General features: G+C 65.4%; 15 protein-coding genes. 10 read left to right on the top strand and 5 right to left on the bottom strand.

Annotation, left to right across the window (positions count from 1 at the left end):
* A partial coding sequence (locus tag JOY90_RS09440; protein WP_291690870.1) for a MerR family transcriptional regulator occupies positions 1 to 1,031 on the bottom strand: 1,031 nt, incomplete at its 3' end.
* 103 nt (positions 1,032 to 1,134) lie between these two features.
* Between JOY90_RS09440 and JOY90_RS40090 the strand changes: the two genes are divergently transcribed.
* A complete protein-coding gene (locus JOY90_RS40090) occupies positions 1,135 to 1,281 on the top strand; it encodes a nucleotidyltransferase family protein (RefSeq protein WP_367276903.1) in 147 nt (48 codons plus the stop codon).
* 1,163 nt (positions 1,282 to 2,444) lie between these two features.
* Here JOY90_RS40090 and JOY90_RS09430 read toward each other — a convergent pair.
* Positions 2,445 to 3,347: an alpha/beta fold hydrolase gene (locus tag JOY90_RS09430; RefSeq protein ID WP_291690869.1), complete on the bottom strand. Its 903-nt coding sequence runs from the start codon at positions 3,345 to 3,347 to the stop codon at positions 2,445 to 2,447.
* 185 nt (positions 3,348 to 3,532) lie between these two features.
* Here JOY90_RS09430 and JOY90_RS09425 point away from each other — a divergent pair, with 185 nt between their 5' ends.
* The 3 genes from JOY90_RS09425 to JOY90_RS09415 all read left to right on the top strand — a co-directional run bounded on the left by JOY90_RS09425 (position 3,533) and on the right by JOY90_RS09415 (position 7,141).
* On the top strand, positions 3,533 to 4,921 hold the full coding sequence (locus JOY90_RS09425) for a class II 3-deoxy-7-phosphoheptulonate synthase (RefSeq protein ID WP_291690868.1): 1,389 nt from the start codon (positions 3,533 to 3,535) through the stop codon (positions 4,919 to 4,921).
* A gap of 65 nt (positions 4,922 to 4,986) precedes the next feature.
* Positions 4,987 to 5,340: a diacylglycerol kinase gene (locus tag JOY90_RS09420; RefSeq protein ID WP_291690871.1), complete on the top strand. Its 354-nt coding sequence runs from the start codon at positions 4,987 to 4,989 to the stop codon at positions 5,338 to 5,340.
* Positions 5,341 to 5,383: 43 nt separating this feature from the next.
* Positions 5,384 to 7,141, top strand: a complete 1,758-nt coding sequence (locus JOY90_RS09415; RefSeq protein ID WP_291690867.1) for an NAD+ synthase — start codon at positions 5,384 to 5,386, stop codon at positions 7,139 to 7,141.
* 7 nt (positions 7,142 to 7,148) lie between these two features.
* Here the strand turns inward: JOY90_RS09415 and JOY90_RS09410 are convergent, their stop codons facing one another.
* Positions 7,149 to 8,309 (bottom strand): DUF2865 domain-containing protein, encoded by a 1,161-nt coding sequence (locus JOY90_RS09410; protein ID WP_291690866.1) that lies wholly within the window; start codon positions 8,307 to 8,309, stop codon positions 7,149 to 7,151.
* A gap of 112 nt (positions 8,310 to 8,421) precedes the next feature.
* Complete coding sequence (locus JOY90_RS09405) at positions 8,422 to 8,727, bottom strand: hypothetical protein (RefSeq protein ID WP_291690865.1); 306 nt, start codon at positions 8,725 to 8,727, stop codon at positions 8,422 to 8,424.
* Between the two features lie 283 nt (positions 8,728 to 9,010).
* Here JOY90_RS09405 and cysS point away from each other — a divergent pair, with 283 nt between their 5' ends.
* From cysS to JOY90_RS09380, 5 genes are all read left to right on the top strand, one after another.
* Complete coding sequence (cysS, locus tag JOY90_RS09400; protein WP_291690864.1) at positions 9,011 to 10,414, top strand: cysteine--tRNA ligase; 1,404 nt, start codon at positions 9,011 to 9,013, stop codon at positions 10,412 to 10,414.
* Positions 10,411 to 10,914, top strand: coding sequence for a GNAT family N-acetyltransferase (locus tag JOY90_RS09395; protein ID WP_291690863.1), 504 nt, complete (start codon positions 10,411 to 10,413; stop codon positions 10,912 to 10,914). Before cysS ends, JOY90_RS09395 begins: the two co-directional genes overlap by 4 nt.
* Positions 10,915 to 10,917: 3 nt before the next feature.
* Positions 10,918 to 12,516: a citramalate synthase gene (gene cimA, locus JOY90_RS09390; RefSeq protein ID WP_291690862.1), complete on the top strand. Its 1,599-nt coding sequence runs from the start codon at positions 10,918 to 10,920 to the stop codon at positions 12,514 to 12,516.
* Between the two features lie 13 nt (positions 12,517 to 12,529).
* Entirely contained in the window at positions 12,530 to 12,907 is a 378-nt protein-coding gene (locus tag JOY90_RS09385) for a VOC family protein (RefSeq protein WP_291690861.1), read from the top strand.
* Positions 12,908 to 13,000: 93 nt separating this feature from the next.
* A complete protein-coding gene (locus JOY90_RS09380; protein ID WP_291690860.1) occupies positions 13,001 to 15,367 on the top strand; it encodes a hypothetical protein in 2,367 nt (788 codons plus the stop codon).
* Here JOY90_RS09380 and JOY90_RS09375 read toward each other — a convergent pair whose 3' ends face one another.
* Positions 15,368 to 15,970 (bottom strand): TIGR00730 family Rossman fold protein, encoded by a 603-nt coding sequence (locus JOY90_RS09375; RefSeq protein WP_291690859.1) that lies wholly within the window; start codon positions 15,968 to 15,970, stop codon positions 15,368 to 15,370.
* A gap of 197 nt (positions 15,971 to 16,167) precedes the next feature.
* Between JOY90_RS09375 and JOY90_RS09370 the strand changes: the two genes are divergently transcribed.
* Positions 16,168 to 17,604 (top strand): ABC transporter transmembrane domain-containing protein (locus JOY90_RS09370; protein WP_291690858.1); only part of this gene is annotated, 1,437 nt, incomplete at its 3' end.

The following is a 17,604-nucleotide window of genomic DNA, read 5'->3' as shown; positions in this document are numbered from 1 at the left end:
CAAGACGGCCGCCAGGCAATGACACCCGCCGTCCGCGCGCGTACCTCCGGCGAGGCGAGGCAGGTCGCGACCGCCTCGTAACCGGCCGCGCCGGGATAGGGCGCGACCCGGCTCGGCGGGCTATGATTGGCCGGGCAGAACAGGATCGTCTCGTTCGGGCCGACGGCGACGAGATCGAGGATCGCCGACGACCGCGTCAGCAGGAACAGCGGGCTTCCGCCGGCCGCGGCCCGCCGACGCAGCCAGGCGCCGAGCGCTTCCTGCGTCGCCTGGTCCAGTCCTTGTTCGACCATGTCGACGACCAGCACGATCGCGTCATCGGCTTCCAATGTGACGAGCAGGGCCATGAGCGCATCCGACGTCATGGCTCCTTCATCGACGAGCCAGGACAGCGCCCGATCGACCCGCGCCTTGAGCGCAGGGTCGGCCTCGTATCGTGCCCGCGCGGCGGTGCCGCCATCGGCCAACCGGTCCAGGCCGAGGAAGGTCGCGTTGGGCAGCGTCTCGGCCAGGCGCAGCGCCAGCCGCGTCTTGCCGCTGCCGAGCGGGCCGATGATGTAGGTCACCGGCCGGATGTCGCTGAGTTCGAACGGCTCGCCGCCCCAGGGCCAGGGCAGCTCGAAACGGACGCCGGGCGTGGCCGTCGGCTGCAACAGCCGCGCCAGTTCGCCGGTCGCCGGCGGCCGGCCGCGCGCCAGCTCGTCGCGCAGCGTGCGGACCTTCCCGATCGTGCCGGCCAGCGCCCGGAGCTGGCCTTCGAGCGTGGCCTGATGCGCGGCGAGTGCCGGCTCCAGCTCCGACGGCTCCCCGCACCGCGCCCGTGCAATCTGCGCGAGGCTGAGGCCGAGCCGGAGCAGTGCCACGATCTCGGCGGCCTCGGCCATCTGCTCCGGACCATAGGCGCGCCAGCCGGCCGGGCTGCGCTGCGGGACGACCAGGCCGCGCTGCTCATAGAGTCGCAGCGCCTTGGCGGAGACGCCGAGCTTGTTTGCGGCTTCGGACGGACTGAGAAATCGGACGGAAGGGCTCACGACTCACCTCGCCATGGTTGCTCGGCAAACCTCATCGAGGCGGTCCCAGGGGACGGGTCAAGCGGGTTTTGCGGCTTCCATCAGCATCTGATAAGATCAGATCATGGAACGGACCGAAGCCATGAGGAGACTTCGCACTTTTGCCGGCGCGTTGAAGGCGCGGGGGGCGACGTCCTTGTATTTGTTCGGTTCCACCGCCCGTAACGAGGCCAGCGACGAAAGCGACCTGGACCTCTTTTCTCGACTATGATCCTCGCAGCAAGTTCAACGCATTCGATCTGGTCGCTGTGAAGCGGTTGCTTGAGGAAGGCCTGGGGGTCGACGTTGACGTGACCGCGCGGGACGGCCTGCATCCGTTGATACGCAAGAAGGTCGAAGCCGAGGCCTCGCGGATCTTTTGATGCCGGCGCCGACTCCCTTGCTTCGCATTCACGACATGCTTGAGAGCATTCGGGGAATCGAGAAGACGATCCGCGGAAAATCCTATCGCGACTACCAGCGATCGTGGATGCTGCGGTCGACAGCCGGATCATTTGGAAAGCGGTCAAGGATGACTTGCCGCAGCTCAAGGAAGCATTATTGGCATGAAGGCGGCGCTGGCTGCAGGCGGAAGACAGGGCTGCTGCAATTGATCGAGAATACTTGGCTGCCGACGGATCGGACACGAGGCGATTCGGCCTGAGTGAAGCGCGTCGCGCCGTTTCCCCAGGCAGGAATGCCGCGGAAATCGTTGGCGCCAAAACGGAAAGTTCGCGAGGCGATGCAGGGAGATCGTCGGCTCCAGTCCTCCCGACGCGAATTTTTCTCTTTCTTTTTTACCGAAATTGTGCTTTATATCCGCCATCCCGCCGCCACCAGAGGGGCGTTTCGCGATCGTCACGAACGTGGGCGGCGGGATGCGGTGGACGCGTCAGTGCGCGAGACGAGCGCGCTCGATGCGGACGACGAAGCCGTGTGGTCCCGATCCCCCGACGCTGGGATCAAGTCGCCAGGACTGACGAAATCCTGCGCGGCGACGGTGGCCAGAGAGCCCGGAGCACCGAGGAGATCACGGTATAAGTCGTAAACCATCGCGCAGGGAAGGTCGGGGGTGTCCGGCCAAACCTGTGGTGACTGCCGCCTGCGTTTCTTGTTGCAGGCGGGCCATGGGGGCGGCCAGCCTCCGACCTTCCCTGCGCCCTCTGCTTTTTTCGAGGGCGAGATGCCCGGCAAGACTCGGACAAATCGTGTCGCGAGAATGCAGACCCATGTTTCAGCACCTGTAGCCCGATGAGCGCAGCGATATCCGGGATCCGTCGATGCGTCCTCCCGGATGTCGCTGCGCTCATCCGGGCTACTCGCTACAACCTCCGCTGTCATCGCTTGGATCAAGCCCGGCGACGACGGCAGAATTCGGATGCGCCGATGCCTCAGCTACTCCACCCCCAGCCATTCCGCCGCACTCCGCCACAGCGTCTCGCGATGCTCGGCGCGGAAGAAGCCGAAATGGCCGAGCCTCGCGGCGCCGACGTCGCCAGGGGCGATGGTCACGACCTCCGGCCTGATCGCGCTGTAGCCCGCGCACATCAATTCGACGGCGCACCGCGTCGCCCAGGGATCGTCGGCGAGGCAGAGCGCGCGCATCGCGCCCTTGAAATTCGAGAAATTGCCGCGGCCCGCGAGCGTCGTGTCGTCGAACAGATAGCCCGGGCTGTTCACCCAATGGGTCCATTGCAGGAAGACGCCCTTCGGCAGGTCCTCGCCGATCCCGGTCCAGCCCGGCGCGTAGCCGAGCGCCCGGGTCAGCGGTGTGCCGACGAGGTTGAGCAGGATGAAGACGCGGTAACGCTCAGGCGCCGTCATCAACCGCCAATAGCCGGCTTGCGCCGCGACCAGCAGCGCACGCGACACTTCGGCATTGTTGGGCAGCAGGCCGAGCGCCTGGCCGCCGAAGGAATGGCCGACATAATTGAGCGGCAGGGACTGATAGCGTTCGCGCATCCAATTCACCGCGGCGGTCGCATCCAGCGCCGCCCAGTCGGCCATCGAGGCCTCGAAGCCGCTGAGCGAGCGGGGCTGGTCGTAGCCTTCCAGCGTGCGCTGCCGGCTGCCGCCGATGCCGCGATAGTCGTAGGTCAGGACGGCGCTGCCGCGCCGTGCGAGATAGCCGGCAAAGCCGCGATAGATCTTGCGCGGGGTGGCGGTGGCCGAGTTGATCAGGACGGCGTGACGCTTGGGGCCGCGGGGCAGGAACAGCGTCGCCGCGAGCTTGTAGCCGTCGGCGGCGGGCAGGATGATGTCGTCGGAGAAAAAATCGTCCAGCGCGGCCTCGGTCACGGCGATTGCCCCGGTCGTTCGCCTTTTGCCGCTAACAAATGCGAATTCGTTTTCTCCCGCAAGAGCTTGTTGGAACGATGCGTTCTGCGGCGGAAATCCAGGTGGCGGCCGGCGAGGCGCCTGTGTATAAGGCTGCACCTCTCGATCCTTCGATAAGTAACGGTTTTTGCTCAGGAGTTGACGCCATGTCCGAGCGCTGGAGCCCCGATAGCTGGCGCGCCAAGCCGGTGCTGCAGATGCCCGCCTATCCCGACACGGCCGCGTTGGCGGAGGTCGAGGCGCAGCTTGCGAGCTTTCCGCCGCTGGTGTTCGCCGGCGAGGCCCGCAACCTGAGGAAAGCGCTCGCGCGGGTCGCGGCGGGCGAGGCCTTCCTGCTGCAGGGCGGCGACTGCGCCGAGAGCTTCGCCGAGCATGGCGCCAACAACATTCGCGACTTCTTCCGCGTCTTCCTGCAGATGGCGGTGGTCCTGACCTATGCCGGCGCGGTGCCGGTGGTGAAGCTCGGCCGCATCGCCGGCCAGTTCGCCAAGCCGCGCTCCTCGCCGACCGAGAAGGTCGGCGGCGTCGAGCTGCCGAGCTATCGCGGCGACATCGTCAACGACATCGCCTTCACCGGCCAGGCGCGCACGCCCGATCCGCAACGGCAATTGATGGCCTATCGGCAGTCCGCGGCCACCTTGAACCTGTTGCGCGCGTTCGCGACCGGCGGCTTCGCCAATCTCGGAAGCGTCCACCAGTGGATGCTGGGGTTCATCAAGGATTCCCCGCAGTCGCGCCGTTACAAGGAGCTGGCCGATCGCATCTCGGAGGCGCTGAACTTCATGCGGGCCTGCGGGCTCGACCTCGAAAGTCATCCGGAGCTGCGCGCCACCGAGTTCTACACCAGCCATGAGGCGCTGCTGCTCGGCTACGAGCAGGCCATGACCCGGGTCGATTCCACCACCGGCGACTGGTACGCGACCTCCGGCCATTTGATCTGGATCGGCGACCGCACCCGCCAACTCGACCACGGCCATGTCGAATATTTCCGCGGCATCAGGAATCCGATCGGCCTGAAATGCGGCCCCTCGCTCAAGCCGGACGAGCTGTTGAAGTTGATCGACGTGCTCAATCCCGGCAACGAGCCGGGGCGCCTGACCCTGATCACCCGATTCGGCTCCGACAAGGTCGCCGACCATCTGCCCGGCATGATCCGCGCGGTGCAGCGGGAAGGGCGGGTGGTGGTGTGGTCGTGCGATCCGATGCACGGCAACACGGTCAGTTCGACAGCGGGCTACAAGACCCGGCCGTTCGACCGCATCCTGTCGGAGGTGAAGAGCTTCTTTGCGATCCATGCGGCGGAAGGCAGCCACGCCGGCGGCGTGCACCTGGAGATGACCGGCAAGGACGTCACCGAATGTATCGGCGGGGCCCGCGCCATCACCGAGGAGGATCTCAACGACCGTTATCACACGGTCTGCGATCCGCGCCTCAATGCCGAGCAGTCGATCGACATGGCTTTCCTGATCGCGGAGCTCCTGAAGCAGGAGCGCGGCAGCAGGTTCAAGCCGGTGCCGGCGGCAGCGGGGCTCTAGCGGTGACGTTCGCGGCCAGGAAGCGCGAGGAGAGCGTGCCGGAGGTCAAGCACACGGCTCCGGGCTTGCTGCGGCTGTGGCGGGCCACCATCAATTCGCGCAAGGGCCTGGTTTTCGCCTTCCGCTCCGAGCAGGCCGTGCGCGAGGAGGTCGCCGTGCTGGTGCTGGCCCTGCCGCTGGCCTGGCTGGCTGGGGCGACTGCCATGCGGAGCGTCGAGCTGGTGGCCACGGTGGTGCTGGTGCTGGTGGTGGAGCTTCTTAACACCGCGATCGAGAAGCTCTCCGATCGCCTGACCACGGAGCACGACCCGCAGATCGGCCGCGTCAAGGATCTCGGATCGGCCGCGGTCGGCGTGGCGATCCTGATGGGCGGCCTGTTCTGGCTGTTCGCCATCGCCGAGCGCATGGGTGCGTTCTGAAGCAGCCATTGAAGTCCGGGCCGTCGCGATGCAACATCATGATATGAGCAAATCCGCCACCGAATTCGCCATCGCGCTCGCCCAGCTCAACCCGACGGTGGGCGACGTCGAGGGCAATGCTGCGAAGGTGCGCGCCGCCCGCGCCAAGGCGGCGGCCGACGGCGCCGACGTCGTCCTGCTGCCGGAGCTGTTCATTTGCGGCTATCCGCCGGAAGACTTGGTGCTGAAGCCCGCCTTCCAGTCGGCCTGCCGCATGGCGGTCGAGACGCTGGCGCGTGAGACCGCCGATGGCGGGCCGGCCGTGCTGGTCGGCACGCCCTGGGTCGAGGACGGCAAGCTCTACAACGCCTGTGCGCTTCTGGACGGCGGTCGCGTCGCGGCCATCCGCTACAAGGTCAACCTGCCGAACTATGGTGTGTTCGACGAGAAGCGCCTGTTCGCCCGCGGTCCCGCGCCGGGGCCGGTCAGCATCAGGGGGGTGCGGATCGGGGTTCCCGTCTGCGAAGACATCTGGCTCGAGGAATCCGAAGACTACGAGAACGTGGTCGAGTGCCTGGCCGAGACCGGCGCCGAGATCCTCGTGGTGCCGAACGGCTCGCCCTATGCTCGCGACAAGACCGATCTCAGGCTCTCGATCGCGGTCGCCCGCGTCACCGAGAGCCATCTGCCGCTGATCTATCTGAACCAGGTCTGCGGCCAGGACGAACTGGTGTTCGATGGCGCGTCCTTCGCGCTGAACGCCGACCTGTCGGTGGCGGCGCAATCGCCCGACTTCGTCGAGGATGTCACCACGCTGCGCTGGACCAGGGGTGAGGGTGGTTGGCGCTGCAACGGTCCGATCGTGCCGGTGCTCGAGGGCGACAAGGCCGACTACGCGGCCTGTGTGCTCGGCTTGCGCGATTACGTGCGCAAGAACCGCTTTCCGGGCGTGCTGCTCGGCATTTCCGGCGGCATCGATTCCGCGCTCTGTGCGGCGATCGCGGTGGACGCGCTCGGGGTGGAGAACGTGCGCGGCGTCATGATGCCGTACCGTTTCACCGCGCAGGTCTCGCTGGAAGACGCGGCGAAGCTCGCCGGCAATCTCGGCATCCGCTACGAGGTGCTGCCGATCGCCGACGCCGTAGAGGGCTTCGAGAAGATCCTGTCCGGCCCGTTCGCCGGCCTGCCGCGCGACATCACCGAGGAGAATTTGCAGGCGCGCGCCCGGGGCACGCTGTTGATGGCGATCTCCAACAAGACCGGCGCCATGGTCGTCACCACCGGCAACAAGTCGGAAATGTCGGTCGGCTACGCCACGCTCTATGGCGACATGAACGGCGGCTTCAACCCGATCAAGGACATCTACAAGACCGAGGTGTTCCGTCTCTCCACCTTGCGTAATTCGTGGAAGCCCGATGGCGCGCTGGGGCCGGACGGGGAGGTGATCCCGGTCAACATCATCACGCGCCCGCCGACCGCGGAGTTGCGCGAGAACCAGACCGACCAGGATTCACTGCCGCCTTACGACGTGCTCGATGGCATTCTGGAGCGCCTGGTCGAACGGGAGCAGCCGCTGGCCGCGATCGTCGAGGCGGGATACGACCGCGCCGTGGTGGCGAGGGTCGATCATCTGCTCAACATCGCCGAATACAAGCGCAGACAGGCCGCGCCGGGCGTCAAGGTGACGATCCGCAATTTCGGCCGCGATCGGCGCTATCCCATCGTCAATCGCTTCCGCGACGCCGGCACACCATTGCCCGAACCGGACGAGACGCTGGTCACGCGCGGCTCCCGCGCCTCGGTCGAGGCGTTCGAAGGATAGGATGGGATCAGCGCGTCGCCGGGATGAAGGTCGGGCCGACGGTGCGGATCTGCTTGTCCGCACCTGCGGGCGCAGCGCCGGATGTCTGCGCCGGTGCGTCGGGCGGTGCCGGGTTGGCGGCGGTTGCCGGCGGCTGGGCTGCACCCTTCTTGCCCGCGATCTGCTTGCCGAGCGGCCGCTGCTGCATCTTCTTCGCGCTTTCCTCGGTGACCGTGATGTCGCCCTGCTCGGCGCCCGATTTGTCGTCGATCGATTTCAGCGCGTCGGCCCAGGTCTGCCCCGGCGCCTTGCAGGAGCAGGAGGGGTTGAACTCGGTGCGGAAGCGGAACGCATTCTGCAGCGACGTGTAAGGCTGGCCGGTGTTGGAGACGGCCTGGTTGATGTCCTCGCCGGGATTGCGGTAGGTGAACAGGTTGGCCTCGGTCGCCGGACAGAGCGCCTTGCAGGTCCTCTCGTCGTCGCCGAATCGCGATTGCACGGTGGCGAACGAGATCGGAAAGTAGCCGCCGTCGCAGCTCCTGACGCAGACGGTGCGGAAGGTTCCCGAAGGCGCGCCGTTGTCCATGCCGGCCGGCGGATAGCCGCCGGGCGGAGCGTTGTTGTTGCCGCCGAACAGGCTGTTGAGGAAGCCACCCGGTCCCGAGGGCACCGCGGCGTTGGCATATTGCGGCCCGCAATTGTTCTGCGCCAGCGCGATCAGCACGGAGCGGCGCTGACTGTCGCGCTCAGGGCCGCCGCCGGAGCGCAACTGCTCCAGATTGCCCGTCATCTGGTCGAGATTGGCGCGCATCTGCTGAATCTGGTTGTTGACCGGGCCGCATTGCGCCGACTGGGCGCTGAACAGCGAGAAGAAACCGGAATTGTCGCAACCCATCTTCCTGGCCTGGGCGCGGATGCGGTCGAGCTCGGCCTGTTGCCGCGTAGCGGCGTCCTGATAGCGGCGGATCTGCTCCTCACGGGCGGGATCGCCGCCGCCGCGGTCGATGCTCGCAAGCTGCGCCTCGAGCCGCGGGCAGATCGGATTGACGCCCTGGCCGCCTTGCGGCTGCTGTGTCTGGCCATCCTGGTTCATCTGCGCGAACGCAGTTCCGCCCAGCATGAGGCCGATGGTCAGCGCGGTGCAGGCGAGCAGCTGTCGGGGAACAAATTCAATCAGCGTTTCAGGCATTTCCGGCCATTAAAGGTTCCGCAAGCCGTGACGCTGCGGCCGCTCCACATAGCCGCTTCTGACGGCACCGTCACGTCGTTTCCGGGGCCGCCCTGTGGCGATAACGCGCAGTTCAACGCTGGCAGGTGATCGCGACGTATTCGTCACAGCCGCCGTTCTGGCAATGGGCGCCGGTTTTGGGCACCGACCCGGTGATCTCGTCGGGATCGACCCGGCGGTAGGAGGAGGCGGCCGCGAAATCGCGCGATTGGCAATAGGCGGCCGCGGCGCGGGCGCCACATTTCTCGCCACCGGCGAGGCACTGGTCGACGCCGTAGCCGTCAGCATGGCTCGCGACGATGAACACACGAGTCTCGGCCGCCGCGGCCGAGGTGAGGAGGAGGTACGCACAGGCTGACAACACGGGAAGGGACCGCATGATGCACCTCGCGGATGAGCGGGAATCGCCAGCCCATTTGATAGAATCAAATGGTTAAGGATCATTAACCACGCTCGGGAGGCCGCACCCATTTGCGACTTAAAATGGCTTTTTCGCGGCTCTTGACGCGAGCAGGTGATTTGGCCCATGGTGCGCGCCATGAACGGTTTCCTCGCCATCTGCTGCATTTGCCGCGAGATTATGAGCTAGCGATTCGCTGGCCGAGGCCGTCTGTTCTCATGATCGAGATGATGGGACGCCCGCCAGCAGGGACGGGTGATCCATGGAACTTCGGCTTTACGATACGTTCACCCGACAGAAGCTGGCCTTCGTGCCGCTCGATGCCGCTAACGTGCTCATGTATGTCTGCGGTCCGACGGTCTACGACTTCGCCCATATCGGCAATGCGCGCCCGGTGATCGTGTTCGACGTGCTGTTTCGCCTCTTGCGGCACGTCTACGGCGCGGATCACGTCACCTATGTCCGCAACATCACCAACGTCGACGACAAGATCAACGCACGCGCGGCGCGGGATTTTCCGCAATTGCCGCTGAACGAGGCGATCCGCAGGGTCACCGAGATCACCGAGCGGCAGTTTCACGAGGATGTTGATGCGCTCGGCAACCGGCGGCCGAGCGTGGAGCCGCGCGCGACCGAGCATATCGCCGAGATGCGCGACATCATCGAGCGGCTGGTCGCCGGCGACTTCGCCTATGTCGCGGAGGACCACGTGCTGTTCTCACCGCAGGCGATGAATGCGGCAAACGCCGTGCTGCCGCGCTATGGCGCGCTGTCGAAGCGTTCGCTGGACGAGATGATCGCCGGCGCCCGCATCGACGTCGCGCCGTACAAGCGCGATGCCACGGACTTCGTGCTGTGGAAGCCGTCGAAGCCGGGCGAGCCGTCATGGCCGTCGCCGGCGGGCATTAAGGTGGGCGGCCGTCCGGGCTGGCACATCGAGTGCTCGGCGATGGCCTGGAAGCATCTCGGCGAGCAGTTCGACATTCATGGCGGCGGCATCGACCTCGTGTTCCCGCATCACGAGAACGAGCTGGCGCAGAGCGCGTGCGCCTTCCACGCCGAACGCATGGCGAATGTCTGGATGCACAACGGCTTCCTGCAGGTCGAGGGCGACAAGATGTCGAAGAGCCTCGGCAATTTTGTCACCATCCGCGAGCTGTTGGCCGATTGGCCGGGCGAGGTGCTGCGCCTCACCATGCTGAAGACGCATTATCGCTCGCCGATCGACTGGACCTTGCGCGGCATGGAGGAGAGCGCGAAGTCACTGGATGACTGGTATCGCTTCGCCGGTGATCTGCGGATGGGCCGGCCGGCTGAGGCGGTGATCGACGCGCTTGCGGACGACCTCAATACGCCGAGAATGATCGCGGAGCTGCACGGCCTGCGCAATGAGGCCGCCTCGGGAGGCGAAGCCGACCGCGGCAGGTTCGCGGCCTCGCTGTCGCTCCTCGGGTTCCTCTCGAAGAGCGCGGCGGAATGGGAGAGCCAGAAGCGGCAGGCGGGTGGTGTCGACGAGGGCGCAGTGCAGGCGCTGATCGAGGCACGCACGTCCGCTCGCGCGCGCAAGGACTTCAGGGAATCCGATCGCATCCGCGACGAGCTCGCCGCGATGGGGATTGCAATCAAGGATTCCAAGGAAGGCACCACTTGGGAGATCGCGCGATGAGCCGCTCGGATATGGCCGCGCTGCGGCCGTTCCTGCCCGCCGATACGCCAATGCTGGCAGCGATCTTCGTCGGCGCGATCCAGGATCTGACCGGCGACGATTATAGCGAGGCGCAGCAGGAGGCCTGGGCGGCGGTCGCCGAGGATGAGGTGGAATTCGGCAAGAAGCTTGCCGCCGAGCTGACGCTGATCGCAACCCTGCAGAACTCGCCGATCGGCTTCGCCTCGATGAAGGACAACGACACGATCGACATGCTCTACGTGCATCCGAGCGTGGCGGGGCAGGGCGTCGGTGGCATGCTGTGCGACGCACTGGAGAAGCTCGCGGGCGGGCGCGGCACCAGGACGCTGTCGGTCGATGCCAGCGACAATGCGTTGGATTTCTTCCGCAAGCGCGGCTATGTCGCGCGCCAGCGCAACAGCGTCACCGTCAACGGTGAATGGCTCGCCAACACCACCATGCAGAAGACGCTGGGCGACGGGACGGCGGCAGGAAATTGAGCCATGAGCCGCGAACGCCTCTACCTCTTCGACACCACGCTGCGCGACGGCGCGCAGACCAATGGCGTCGACTTCACGCTCGCCGACAAGCAGGTGATCGCGCGGATGCTCGATGATCTCGGCATCGACTATATCGAGGGCGGCTATCCCGGCGCCAATCCGCTCGACACCGAGTTCTTCGCCGAGAAGCCCAAGCTCGATCACGCCCGCTTCACCGCCTTCGGTATGACGCGGCGCGCCGGCCGTTCGGCCTCGAACGATCCCGGGCTTGCCGCGCTGCTGGAAGCCGAGGCGGACGCCATCTGCTTCGTGGCAAAATCCTCAGCCTATCAGGTGCGGGTGGCGCTGGAGACCACCAACGAGGAGAATCTCGCTTCGATTCGCGACAGCGTCGGCGCCGCGAAGAAGGTCGGCCGCGAGGTGATGCTCGACTGCGAGCACTTTTTCGACGGCTATAAGGAGGACCGCGCCTTCGCGCTGGCCTGCGCGACAGCCGCCTACGAGTCCGGTGCGCGCTGGGTGGTCTTGTGCGACACCAATGGCGGCACCATGCCGCACGAGGTCGAGGCGATTGTGAAGCACGTGGTTGAGCACATTCCTGGTGATCACGTCGCCATCCACGCCCATAACGACACCGAGCAGGCGGTTGCCAATTCGCTGGCCGCCGTCCGCGCCGGCGCGCGGCAGATCCAGGGCACGCTGAACGGCCTCGGCGAGCGCTGCGGCAATGCCAATCTGTGCTCGCTGATCCCGACGCTGAAATTGAAGCGCGAATTTGCCGACGCCTTCGAGATCGGCGTGTCGGACGCCAAGCTCGCAAACCTGATGAAGGTGTCGCGTACGCTCGACGACATGCTGAACCGCGCGCCGAACCGGCACGCCGCCTATGTCGGCGAGAGCGCCTTCGTAACCAAGACCGACATTCACGCTTCCGCCGTGCTCAAGGACCCGCACACCTACGAGCATGTGGTGCCGGAAGCGGTCGGCAACCATCGCAAGGTGCTGGTGTCCGACCAGGCCGGACGCTCCAACGTGATCGCGGCGCTCGATCGCGCCGGCATCGCCCATGACAGGAAGGATCCGAAGCTCACGCGACTGGTCGAGGAATTGAAGGAGCGCGAGGCGCAGGGCTTTGCCTATGAATCGGCAAACGCGTCGTTCGACCTGCTGGCGCGGCGCACGCTCGGCAAGGTGGCTGAATATTTCCGGGTCGAGCAGTTCGACGTCAATGTCGAGCAGCGCTACAACGCGCTCGGCCAGCGCGTCACCGTCGCACTCGCCGTGGTGAAGGTCGACGTCGCCGGCGAGCACCTGATCTCGGCCGCCGAGGGCAACGGCCCGGTCAATGCGCTCGATCTCGCGCTGCGCAAGGATCTCGGCAAGTACCAGAAATACATCGAGGGCCTGAAGCTGATCGACTACCGTGTCCGTATCCTCAATGGCGGCACCGAGGCGGTCACGCGCGTGCTGATCGAGAGCGAGGACGAGGCCGGCGAGCGCTGGACCACGGTCGGCGTGTCGCCGAACATCATCGACGCCTCGTTCCAGGCGCTGATGGATTCGGTGTTCCACAAACTCCTGAAGTCAGGTGCGCCGGTGTGAGGAGACGTCATCCATGATCGATCACGTTTCCGTCGGCGTCGCCGATCTCGATCGCGCCGCGCGCTTCTACGAAGCGGCGCTGTCTGCGCTCGGGCTCGCGCGATTGGTGACGCGGCCGGCGACGATCGGCTTCGGCAAGGCCTATCCGGAGTTCTGGATCAACTTGCGCGGCGGCATGACGAAAGTCCCGCACGAAAGCGGCACCCACATCTGTCTCCGTGCCCGGAGCACGGCCGAGGTCGAGGCCTTCCACGCGAGCGCGTTGCAGGCGGGCGGGACCTCCGACGGGCCGCCCGGCCTGCGGCCGCATGACCGCGTCACTTATTATGCCGCCTTCGTCCTCGATCCCGACGGCAACCGGATCGAGGCGGTGACGTTTCCCAAGGACTGACGACGCCGGCGTGCACCGCTGCCTCTTATTCCTGACGTGATTGCATCGGACCATCCTTGCTTTGATCTTGTGGTGACGGGGGCGAAAATGTCGATGACGCGGTTCGCGGCCAGCCTGGCGCTGGCGGTGTCGATCTGCACGGGTTGGGCATTGCAGGCGAAGGCGCTGTCGATCTCGACCGAGGTCGAGCGCGGCTTCCGTTTCTTCAAGTACAACTCCGATTTCGAGCTGCAGCGTCTCGCGTACAAGGACTTCCAGAACAGCCATGGCGGCGAGAAGCCGACCATCGCCCAGCTCGACGAGCTCCTCGCCAATGTTCACTGGTGGTTCAACCCGGTGCATGCCCGAACCGCCGCGTGGTACGGCCACAGCAACGCTGTCCGGCCGATCCAGCTTCTCGCCGATTGGCGCAAGGCGGATGTCGGCCGTCCTGCCGGTTATCTCGAACTGTCGCTGAAGCTCAAGTCGATGCGGATGGTCGATTGGGAATACAGCCCGGCCCGGATGGGCTGGGCGAGCCTGCTGTTTCCCGCCCACCAGAGCCCTTCCGATCTCGACCCTAGGAAGATCGACGAGCGGTTGATGAGCGCGTCCGCCGTCGCGGTGTGCTGGGATCGAGCCAGGCAGTCGCACACGAATTGCGGCAGTCTCGACGACTACATCAACCCGAAGAGCCACGCGGTGTTCGTCAGAGCGATCGACGCCGACGGGGGGCGCATCCTGGCTGGCGAATGCAGTTGGGAAATCGACCCGGCGAGCGGAGCGAGATTCGAGCAGCCAAAGGACGTTGCCGGCGCCGAGGTCAAAGCGAGGTGTTCCGACCAGGTCCTGGTCACGGTTCCCGCGGACAAGACGGTGGTCGTCAAGCTCCAGACCGGCTCGGAACAGGCCGAGAGCTCTGTCGGCGTCGATGACCAGCTCATCGTCGGCCTCGGCGATTCATTTTCCTCCGGCGAAGGCAATCCCGACGTCCCGGCGAAGCTTGCCTGGACCTCGGACCAGCAACAGGATTGGGCCGCCGACGGCACTGCGATCGTCGACGAGGTGACCAACGGTCCGATCCGCAAGGCGCCCGGCGATTATTTCGCGGCGCAGTGGATCGACCGCTCCTGCCACCGCTCCGCCTACAGCCATCAATTGCGCACCGCGTTGCAGCTGGCTCTGGAGGGGCCGTCGGCGGTGACGTTCCTGGACTATGCGTGTAGCGGCGCGCAGGTCAATGCGGGGCTGTTCCAGCCCTTCCAGGGACCGGAGTTCACCTCGACCAAGACGGCTTTGCCTCCCGCGCAACAGGCACAGCTTCCCCTGCTGCTCGCCGAGCTCTGTGAGACATATGATGGCGGCGAGGTCCGCAGCTCTGCGTTTTCGAGGGCGGACGAGATGAATGCCATCGCGTCCGGCCGCTACAGGCTTGGCGGCGTGATCGCCGACAAGGCCTATCGCTGCGCCAACCAGCCGGCGGGGCAGGGGTTCCGCCGTCCGATCGACCTGCTCTATGTCAGCATCGGTGGCAATGATCTCGGCTTCTCGAGCTGGATCACCGCGGCCATCACCAGGGAAGGCCTGAACGGCGCCTTCCTCCCGATCCTGAAGGAGGATGACGACAGCGACTGCGCCAATCACAAGTCGAGCTGCAAGGAGACGCGCGATCGATGGAAGATCTTCGGCGCGCGGCTCGCGCTGCTGCGCAACTTCGTCGATCACCGTCTTGCATTCAGCGCGCGCGGCGTGGCGCCGGTGCTGCTGTTCACCTATCCCTTGCCGGTGCAGGATTCGAACGGCGAGCTTTGCCCCGAAGGCAATAGCGGGATGACGGTGTTCGCCGGCCGTCTCGGCGGACCGGAGCCGGTCAAGGTCTGTCTCACCCGCAATCAGAAAGGCCTGCCGACGCTGGAGACGACGATCGACTTTGCCGAAAGCCATCTCAACAAGGCGATCACCGATCTGGCACAGCCGGATGACGGACACGGCGGAACGCGGGCCGCCTGGCAGGCGATCACGGCTTACAAATCGAAATTCGACAAACGCGGGTTTTGCGCCTCCGAGGTGCGGAAGCTCTCGGACGAGACGGCGCCGGCCGAGCCGTTCGTCGGCTGCAAGAAGGCGCGTGAGGTCGCAAGGCTGGTTGCTGCGCTGTCCCTGCACGGTCCGGCGATCCAGGAAACGCTCCATCTGCCGAGCGGCATGCCGAGCCCGACCGGCAACTGGCGGCCGTTCGACGCGGTTCTGGATTACCTTCCCTATGCGCATCGAACGCGGCTGCTGCGGACCATGAACGAGGCGGACTTCCTGGTGAACGATCTCAGCAGCCTCGCCCAGGGCAACAAGGCAAGCGGCGTTCTCAGCCTCAAGGATACGGCGACCTTCGGCGCGTTTCATCCGACCGCCGAAGCGAATGCCATCATTGCCGATGATTTCCTCGTCAGCAGCAGGGAGATCCTCAGCAAGCCGCGACAGTAGTCAGAGCCGCCGCGCGATCTCGGGAGCGATTTCCTTGGCTTCCTCCGGCACGCCTGCCGCCGCGGCCTGCAAGCTGGGCAGGATGTCCTCGACGCGCTCGGCACGGAGGATTTCCACCGCCATGGTCGGCCGGATGAACTCGGTCTCGCGCATGTGCGCGAGCAGCGCGAACAGCGGCTCCCAGAAATGGTCGATATTGGCGAGCAGCACCGGCTTGGCGTGGCGGCCGAGCTGCTTCCAGGTCAACTGCTCGACGAGCTCCTCCAGCGTGCCGATGCCGCCGGGCAGCGCCACGAAGGCATCCGAATGCTCGAACATCAGCCGTTTGCGCTCGTGCATGTCGGGCGTGATGATGAGGTCCTCGATCGGCATCATCACCTCCTTCTTCACCAGGAAGTCCGGGATGATGCCGGTGACCTTGCCACCGTGATCGAGCACGGCGGTTGCGACCGCGCCCATGATGCCGACCGAGCCGCCGCCATAGACCAGGCGAATGCGGTTCTCGGCGAGGATCTTTCCGAACGCGGTCGCTGCTTCAACGAACAGCGGATTGGTGCCGGCGCCTGAACCGCAATAGACACAGACGGTTTTGATATTGCTCATCTCTGGCATGTGGCACTGCAGCGTAGTGGGCGTCAAGCCCGGCCATGATTCGCTTTCGCTGCGTGAATCTACCGTCAACCTGACGAGTTGGAAAAGAATTGCATTTCGGAAGGCTGTACCCGGCGGCCAAACACTCTATATGACGAGCGTAATCGACGCGGAGAGACTGCGCGTGACGCCTGACAGGCTTTGAATCGATGACCCCGATCCATCCGTCCGCGCCGGGCCAAGAGACAACGCCTTCCCAACCTTCATCGGTCGAACGGGCGTCGTTGATCGGCACCTTGGCGCATCTATGGCCTTACATCTGGCCGGGCGATCGTGTCGATTTGAAGATGCGGGTGGTCTGGTCGGTAGTGCTGCTGTTGATCGCCAAGCTCGCGACGCTGGCGGTGCCGTTCACCTTCAAATGGGCCACCGACGCGCTGACGGGGGCGGGAAGTGCGCCGGTCGAGCCGTCGAACTGGATGGCCTGGCTGATCGCCTCGCCGCTCCTGATGACCGCGAGCTATGGCGCCCTTCGCGTGCTGATGGCCGTGCTGACCCAGTTTCGTGACGGCATCTTTGCGCGGGTGGCGATGCATGCCGTGCGCAAGCTCGCCTATCTCACTTTCGTGCACATGCACGAATTGTCGCTGCGTTTTCATCTGGAGCGCAAGACCGGCGGCCTGACGCGCGTGCTGGAACGCGGCCGCAACGGCATCGAGACCATCGTGCGGATGGTGATCCTGCAATTGATCCCGACCGTCGTCGAGGTGTCGCTGCTGATGGCGGTGCTGCTCTGGAAGTTCGACTGGCGCTATGTGGGGGCGACCGCGCTCATGGTCGTGGTCTTCATGGGGTTCACCTATTCGGCAACCGAGTGGCGGATCGGCATCCGCCGCAAGATGAACGATTCCGACAGCGACGCGAACACCAAGGCGATCGACTCGCTGCTGAACTACGAGACCGTGAAATATTTCGGCGCGGAGGCGCGCGAGGCCGAGCGCTACGACCGCTCGATGGCGCGCTATGAGCAGGCCAGCGTCAAGACCTACACCTCGCTGGCGTTGCTGAACACCGGGCAGGCCGTGATCTTCACCTTGGGCCTGACCGGGACCATGCTGATGTGCGCGTTCGGGGTGCGCAGCGGGCGCAACTCGGTCGGCGACTTCGTCATGGTCAACGCCATGATGATCCAGCTCTACCAGCCGCTGAATTTCATGGGCATGGTGTATCGCGAGATCAAGCAGGCGGTCATCGACATCGAGAAGATGTTCGAGGTGCTGGCGCGCCATCCCGAGGTCGAGGATACGCCGGGCGCGAAACCGCTGGCGGTGACCTCGGGCACGGTGCGCTTCGAGGACGTCAGATTCGCCTATGAGCCGGAGCGGCCGATCCTCAAAGGGCTGAGCTTCGAGGTGCCGGCCGGCAGGACCGTCGCCATCGTCGGGCCTTCCGGCGCCGGCAAGTCGACGATCTCGCGGCTGCTGTTCCGTCTCTATGACGTCTCCGATGGCCGTATCCTGATCGACGGCCAGGACATCCGCGAGGTCACGCAGTCGTCGCTCCGCGCGGCGATCGGCATGGTGCCGCAGGACACCGTGCTGTTCAACGACACCATCCGCTACAACATTCGCTACGGACGCTGGGAC

This window comes from Bradyrhizobium sp. (genome assembly GCF_019242285.1).
In the GTDB taxonomy this organism is placed as follows: Bacteria; Pseudomonadota; Alphaproteobacteria; order Rhizobiales; family Xanthobacteraceae; genus Bradyrhizobium.
Note: the sequence above shows the minus strand (reverse complement) of the source record. Positions and strands in the feature narration are given on the sequence as shown.

What these genes read in the sequence shown, in the direction of transcription:
- JOY90_RS40090 (WP_367276903.1), top strand. Translation starts at nt 1,135, where the DNA reads ATGGAACGGACCGAAGCCATGAGGAGACTTCGCACTTTTGCCGGCGCG.
- JOY90_RS09425 (WP_291690868.1), top strand. Translation starts at nt 3,533, where the DNA reads ATGTCCGAGCGCTGGAGCCCCGATAGCTGGCGCGCCAAGCCGGTGCTG.
- JOY90_RS09415 (WP_291690867.1), top strand. Translation starts at nt 5,384, where the DNA reads ATGAGCAAATCCGCCACCGAATTCGCCATCGCGCTCGCCCAGCTCAAC.
- JOY90_RS09410 (WP_291690866.1), bottom strand. Translation starts at nt 8,309, where the DNA reads ATGCCTGAAACGCTGATTGAATTTGTTCCCCGACAGCTGCTCGCCTGC.
- JOY90_RS09405 (WP_291690865.1), bottom strand. Translation starts at nt 8,727, where the DNA reads ATGCGGTCCCTTCCCGTGTTGTCAGCCTGTGCGTACCTCCTCCTCACC.
- cysS (WP_291690864.1), top strand. Translation starts at nt 9,011, where the DNA reads ATGGAACTTCGGCTTTACGATACGTTCACCCGACAGAAGCTGGCCTTC.
- JOY90_RS09395 (WP_291690863.1), top strand. Translation starts at nt 10,411, where the DNA reads ATGAGCCGCTCGGATATGGCCGCGCTGCGGCCGTTCCTGCCCGCCGAT.
- cimA (WP_291690862.1), top strand. Translation starts at nt 10,918, where the DNA reads ATGAGCCGCGAACGCCTCTACCTCTTCGACACCACGCTGCGCGACGGC.
- JOY90_RS09385 (WP_291690861.1), top strand. Translation starts at nt 12,530, where the DNA reads ATGATCGATCACGTTTCCGTCGGCGTCGCCGATCTCGATCGCGCCGCG.
- JOY90_RS09380 (WP_291690860.1), top strand. Translation starts at nt 13,001, where the DNA reads ATGACGCGGTTCGCGGCCAGCCTGGCGCTGGCGGTGTCGATCTGCACG.
- JOY90_RS09375 (WP_291690859.1), bottom strand. Translation starts at nt 15,970, where the DNA reads ATGAGCAATATCAAAACCGTCTGTGTCTATTGCGGTTCAGGCGCCGGC.